This window comes from Flavobacterium azizsancarii, from assembly GCF_027980145.1.
GTDB classification, from domain to species: Bacteria; Bacteroidota; Bacteroidia; order Flavobacteriales; family Flavobacteriaceae; genus Flavobacterium; species Flavobacterium azizsancarii.
This window is the reverse complement of the sequence record NZ_JAMZNK010000127.1, coordinates 1-415: the sequence shown is the minus strand read 5'-3', so window position 1 is coordinate 415 and position 415 is coordinate 1. Positions and strand designations below refer to the sequence as shown.

At 38.8% G+C, this 415-nt stretch carries 1 protein-coding gene; it reads right to left on the bottom strand.

What is annotated here, in order from left to right:
* Positions 1-415: Ig-like domain-containing protein (locus NJT12_RS24905; protein WP_479687007.1), on the bottom strand; the 415-nt coding region annotated here is incomplete at both ends.

Genomic DNA, 415 nt, shown 5'->3' with positions numbered 1-415 from the left:
AGTTGCATCTTTTATCGCCGCATAATAAGTACCACTTGTTAAAGCTGTTGTACTTGGAATCAATGTTCCGCCAGTTAAAGCAGTATACCAAACGATATTAGATTCGTTTAACTGAATACTTGCAAAAGTTGGCAAAGTGGACTGACAGAAGTTCTGTGTTCCCGCAGTTACCAAACTTGGTGTTCCAGGATCAGTTACTATTACGGCAACTTCTAATCTCAATGCACTTTCGCAAAGTGAAGTTGCATCTTTTATCGCTGCATAATAACTACCACTTGTTAAAGCTGTTGTACTTGGAATCAATGTTCCGCCAGTTAAAGCAGTATACCAAACGATATTAGATTCGTTTAACTGAATACTTGCAAAAGTTGGCGAAGTGGACTGACAGAAATTCTGTGTTCCTGCAGTTACCAAA